The following is a 4,235-nucleotide window of genomic DNA, read 5'->3' as shown; positions in this document are numbered from 1 at the left end:
GAGGAGTGCGGAGGCGACGCAAGCACCGCAGGGAGCGAGTGGGACGAGCGACTGAGGAGCGCAGCGAGCGTCCGCACTCCTCGCGGCTGGGGCTTTGGAGTGGTTCACCGTCGAAGCAGTTATTTAAAAGAGAACGACTGATGCGTCCGAGACGTTTATCCCCGATTCGTATTCAGGCGCTGCCGTCGACGAACTGGTCGGCACCCTCGTAGAACCAGTAGCCGTTCTCGCGCATCACGCGGCCGAGCTCCTGGTGGAACTCGACGAAGTCCGCGAACTCCTCCTTCTCGACGCCCTCGAAGATCTCCGCGACGGAGACGACCGTCTCGTAGTCGATCCGGATCGGGTGGTCCCCGTACTGCTCGACGTACTCCGCGGTCGACAGCGGGAAGTCCTCCTCCTCGTCGATCTTCTTCGCGAGCACGGCGTGGCCGTACTGCCGCCTGCCCTCGCTGCCCTGCTCGCCGTCGGGGTCGTGTGGCCAGTCCATACCCTCCGTTTACCGTGCCGCAGGAAAGTCGTTGCGCTCCGCCGGACGCCCCGTCGACGCGCCGCTGCGTCCCCTCGGCACACCGGCAGCCGACCGCGACGTACATGACGATTAATTGAATTGTACCATAATTTATTAACTATCTATGTAACGGAAAAACATTTAGAATACTCGAAGCTTTCCGTTAGGTTGGATCACATCATGAAAGCTGTTGTTTACCAAGGCCCGTACGACGTGGCCGTAGAAGAGGTAGATGACCCGGAGATCGAACACCCGAACGACGTCGTCGTCGACATCACGACGTCGTGTATCTGCGGCTCCGACCTGCACATGTACGAGGGTCGGACCGCGGCCGAGGAGGGGATCGTGTTCGGCCACGAGAACATGGGGATCGTCTCCGAAGTCGGTGAGGCCGTCTCGACACTGGAGGAGGGAGACCGCGTGGTGATGCCGTTTAACGTCTCCTGCGGGTTCTGCCAGAACTGCGAGGAGGGGTACACCGGCTTCTGTACCAACGTCAACCCCGGCTTCGCCGGCGGGGCCTATGGCTACGTCGCCATGGGGCCGTATCCGGGCGGACAGGCCGAGAAACTCCGCGTCCCGTACGCGGACCACAACGCGCTGAAACTGCCCGAGGGGCGCGAACACGAGGACGCGTTCTCGCTGCTCGCGGACATCTTCCCGACCGGCTGGCACGGCACCGAACTGGCGAACCTCCAGCCCGGGGAGTCGGTAGCGGTCTTCGGCGCCGGGCCGGTCGGGCTGATGGCCGCGTACAGCGCGAAGATCAAGGGCGCGGCCGAAATCTACGTCGTCGACCAGGTCCCGAGCCGACTGGAGCTGGCGGAGGACCACTGCGACGCGACCGCCATCGACTTCTCCGAAGGCGACCCGGTCGACCAGATCATCGAGGAACACGGCGGGATGGTCGACAAGGGCGTCGACGCGGTCGGGTATCAGGCGACCGACCCCGACAACGTCGACACCGAGACGGAGGACTACTCCTACCAGCCGGCCAAGGAGAACCCGGCGGTCGTGATCAACAACCTCATCCGCGTGGTCCGGCCGACGGGCGAGCTCGGCATCCCCGGCCTCTACGTCCCTGAGGACCCGGGCGCGCCCGACGACATGGCCGCGCAGGGGCGGCTCGGTATCGACTTCGGGAAGTTCTTCGAGAAGGGCCTCAAATGCGGCACGGGCCAGTGTAACGTCAAGTCGTACAACCGGTACCTCCGCGACATGATCATCGAGGGACGTGCCGACCCGAGCTGGGTGGTCTCGCACCGCGTCGACCTCGAGGAGGCCCCGGAGATGTACGAGGCGTTCGACGCCCGCGAGGAGGGCGTCACGAAGGTCCTCCTCGAACCCTGAGTCGCCGAGGCGCCGCCTCGCATCCGCTGTTCCGATTTTTCCGCCACCGATATCAGGTCCGGAGCCACGCCTTCGGGTGCTCCGCCCGGAGATGCGACTGGTACCGCGAGACGAGCTCCGGATACCCGTCCGCGACGCAGTGCCAGCCGCAGTGCTCGCAGCGCCGCTCGACCGCCTCGTCGTCGCTCTGAACGTGTCCGCCCCGCCTGTATGTGACCATAGTGGAGTGTCGCCGCGGCCGAGCCACGTCGATAGCTACCGTACGTCACGGACGGGGTTCACTCTGTCGGCGGACCCGAAATGCGCGACCGCCGGCGCTTCTCGGACGCGCAACCGCCCGAGCCCCTGAGACGCGCGACCGCCCGCGCTCCCGACAGTCGCTCTCACCACGGTCGGCGAAACCGGTATGTCGCTCCCTCGCGTTGTCACCCGTATGTGTAAGTACTGTAACTGGGCGTTCCACGACGGGTGGGGCGAGCTGCTGAAGTACGACGACGTCTACCAGTCGGCGGTCGGCACCGAGACCGAGTCCACCCACGGGTTCCACGAGGAGTGGGACGACTTACAGGCCGAACTGGGAATCTGAGCCCGACCGACTCTCGGGACCGATTCAGATCGGGAACGCGCTCGCTCCCTCGACCGCCTCGGGGTCCGACGCCGCCAAGTCGTCGAGTTCTCGCCGGATCCGCGACTCCTCCATCTCGCTGCCGATGAACACGAGCCGCGTGCGGCGGTCGTCGTCCGGTCCCCACTCGCCGATCGGCCCCGCCTGCACCGAGGGGCCGGCCTGACTCACGCCGATGACCTCGTCGGTGCCCGCGACGTTCGCGACGCCCTTCGCCCGCACGATGGCGCCGTCCCAGTCGTCGAGCCAGTCGGCGAACGGCTCCGGGGCGAGGGCGTTCGCGGAGCGGTAGACGAACGAGTCGACCCCGTGGGCCGCGGCGGCGCCCTCGGCGTGGTCGTGATCGTGGCCGTGAGCCTCCTCCTCCCCGCCGTGCCCGTCCGCCTCGCTTTCCGCGAGCGCGCGTTTCCACCCGGGCGACCGCTTGGCCGTCTCGAAGTCGAACCGTCCCGTGCCGAGCACCGCTCCGGGGTCGACCTCGGAGTAGCTCGTCCGGATCCGTTTCGCCCGCGGGCCGATCCGGTCGGCGACCGACTCGATCTCGTCGAGGACCTCGTCCGGGACCATGTCCGTCTTGTTCAACACGAGGACGTCGCAGAACTCGATCCCCTCGACGAGCACGTCCGCGAGGGGTCGGTCCGCGGCCGGCTCCCCGTCGCCCGGCAGGCTCTCGCCGGCGTCGAACTCCTTCCAGAACCCGTAGGTGTCGAGGACGGTGACCATCGTGTCGAGCCGGAAGCGTTCGGTGGGGTCGATCTCGGAGGCATCGGTCCCCTCCGTGAACGCCCGCGCCACCGGGATCGGTTCGGAGATGCCCGACGACTCCACGAGGAGGTAGTCGAACTCCCGCGACTCCGCGAGCGTCGCGGCCTCGCTCAGCAGGTCGTCCTGGAGTCGACAGCAGATACAGCCGTTCGAGAGGTCGACGATCCCCTCCTCGTCGTTCTCGCGGGCGACCAGCTCCGCGTCGACGTTCACCTCGCCCATGTCGTTTAAGATGACGGCGATCCGCCTGTCGCCGGGGTTCGCGAGCAGGTGGTTCACCATCGTCGTCTTCCCGGCGCCGAGGTACCCGCTGAGGACGGTCACGGGGATCCGGTCGTCGTCGCTCATACGTATTATCGTGAGACGTGCTATCAGTATGAAACGATCGATCGGTGGGATCGTCCCGTCACAAAGCTTACCTCGCCCGCCCGGCCGTTCCCCGCCATGCGCCGCAGAGCCCTCCTCGCGACTGCGACGGCCGTCTCGACCGCCCCCCTCGCGGGCTGTCCCGTGCCGCCGTGGGGAGAAGTCCCCGACACCGTCGACGGCGCCGAACTTACGCTGCGCCGCGAACACACCGGGGAGTTCGAATCCGACGAACCGAATCCACACGACGCCGCCGTCCTGATCCGCGCGGTCGACGCCGACCCGCCGCGGCTCACCGTCAGGGGACGGCTGCTCGACGGCTCGCGAGAGTGTTATCGGATCGAGCTGATCGAAGCGACGCTCGACGCCGACCGCCTGCTGGTCCGGTTGACCGCCGAAGACGACCCGGACTGGGACGAGGAAGCGTGTCCGGACGTCGCCGTAGCCCACCCCTACGAGGTCATAATCGAGTTCGCGGAGGCGCCGGTCCCCGAGCGCGTCGAAGTCCGCCACAGCGACGAGACGATACTCGACGAACGGGTGTGATCGACAGAGAAACGGCGGATCGAGCTCACGCTTTTATACATATCCGGCAGCGGCGCGTGCCTGCGAGGCCGC

At 66.7% G+C, this 4,235-nt stretch carries 6 protein-coding genes; 3 read left to right on the top strand and 3 right to left on the bottom strand.

All coding sequences use genetic code 11. The features are described 5' to 3' along the window. Positions 1 to 172: 172 nt before the first annotated feature. A complete protein-coding gene (locus DJ73_RS19190; protein WP_094558777.1) occupies positions 173 to 490 on the bottom strand; it encodes a DUF5785 family protein in 318 nt (105 codons plus the stop codon). A gap of 201 nt (positions 491 to 691) precedes the next feature. Here DJ73_RS19190 and DJ73_RS19185 point away from each other — a divergent pair, with 201 nt between their 5' ends. After that, positions 692 to 1,861, top strand: a complete 1,170-nt coding sequence (locus DJ73_RS19185; protein ID WP_094524742.1) for a glutathione-independent formaldehyde dehydrogenase — start codon at positions 692 to 694, stop codon at positions 1,859 to 1,861. Between the two features lie 52 nt (positions 1,862 to 1,913). Here DJ73_RS19185 and DJ73_RS20550 read toward each other — a convergent pair whose 3' ends face one another. After that, positions 1,914 to 2,081: a hypothetical protein gene (locus DJ73_RS20550; protein ID WP_170938321.1), complete on the bottom strand. Its 168-nt coding sequence runs from the start codon at positions 2,079 to 2,081 to the stop codon at positions 1,914 to 1,916. Positions 2,082 to 2,294: 213 nt separating this feature from the next. On the opposite strand from DJ73_RS20550, the gene DJ73_RS20545 reads away from it, so the two are divergent. Continuing rightward, on the top strand, positions 2,295 to 2,447 hold the full coding sequence (locus tag DJ73_RS20545) for a hypothetical protein (protein WP_170938320.1): 153 nt from the start codon (positions 2,295 to 2,297) through the stop codon (positions 2,445 to 2,447). 24 nt (positions 2,448 to 2,471) lie between these two features. Here DJ73_RS20545 and DJ73_RS19180 read toward each other — a convergent pair whose 3' ends face one another. Then, positions 2,472 to 3,599 (bottom strand): GTP-binding protein, encoded by a 1,128-nt coding sequence (locus DJ73_RS19180; RefSeq protein WP_094558776.1) that lies wholly within the window; start codon positions 3,597 to 3,599, stop codon positions 2,472 to 2,474. A gap of 96 nt (positions 3,600 to 3,695) precedes the next feature. On the opposite strand from DJ73_RS19180, the gene DJ73_RS19175 reads away from it, so the two are divergent. Next, the gene (locus DJ73_RS19175; RefSeq protein ID WP_094524744.1) at positions 3,696 to 4,163 is read left to right on the top strand and encodes a hypothetical protein; all 468 of its coding nucleotides are present in this window, start codon (positions 3,696 to 3,698) and stop codon (positions 4,161 to 4,163) included. Positions 4,164 to 4,235: the final 72 nt, after the last annotated feature.

It is taken from the genome of Halorubrum sp. Ea1, assembly GCF_002252965.1.
Lineage (GTDB): Archaea > Halobacteriota > Halobacteria > Halobacteriales > Haloferacaceae > Halorubrum.
This window is presented reverse-complemented; position numbering and strand designations above follow the sequence as displayed.

What these genes read in the sequence shown, in the direction of transcription:
- DJ73_RS19190 (WP_094558777.1), bottom strand. Translation starts at nt 490, where the DNA reads ATGGACTGGCCACACGACCCCGACGGCGAGCAGGGCAGCGAGGGCAGG.
- DJ73_RS19185 (WP_094524742.1), top strand. Translation starts at nt 692, where the DNA reads ATGAAAGCTGTTGTTTACCAAGGCCCGTACGACGTGGCCGTAGAAGAG.
- DJ73_RS20550 (WP_170938321.1), bottom strand. Translation starts at nt 2,081, where the DNA reads ATGGTCACATACAGGCGGGGCGGACACGTTCAGAGCGACGACGAGGCG.
- DJ73_RS20545 (WP_170938320.1), top strand. Translation starts at nt 2,295, where the DNA reads ATGTGTAAGTACTGTAACTGGGCGTTCCACGACGGGTGGGGCGAGCTG.
- DJ73_RS19180 (WP_094558776.1), bottom strand. Translation starts at nt 3,599, where the DNA reads ATGAGCGACGACGACCGGATCCCCGTGACCGTCCTCAGCGGGTACCTC.
- DJ73_RS19175 (WP_094524744.1), top strand. Translation starts at nt 3,696, where the DNA reads ATGCGCCGCAGAGCCCTCCTCGCGACTGCGACGGCCGTCTCGACCGCC.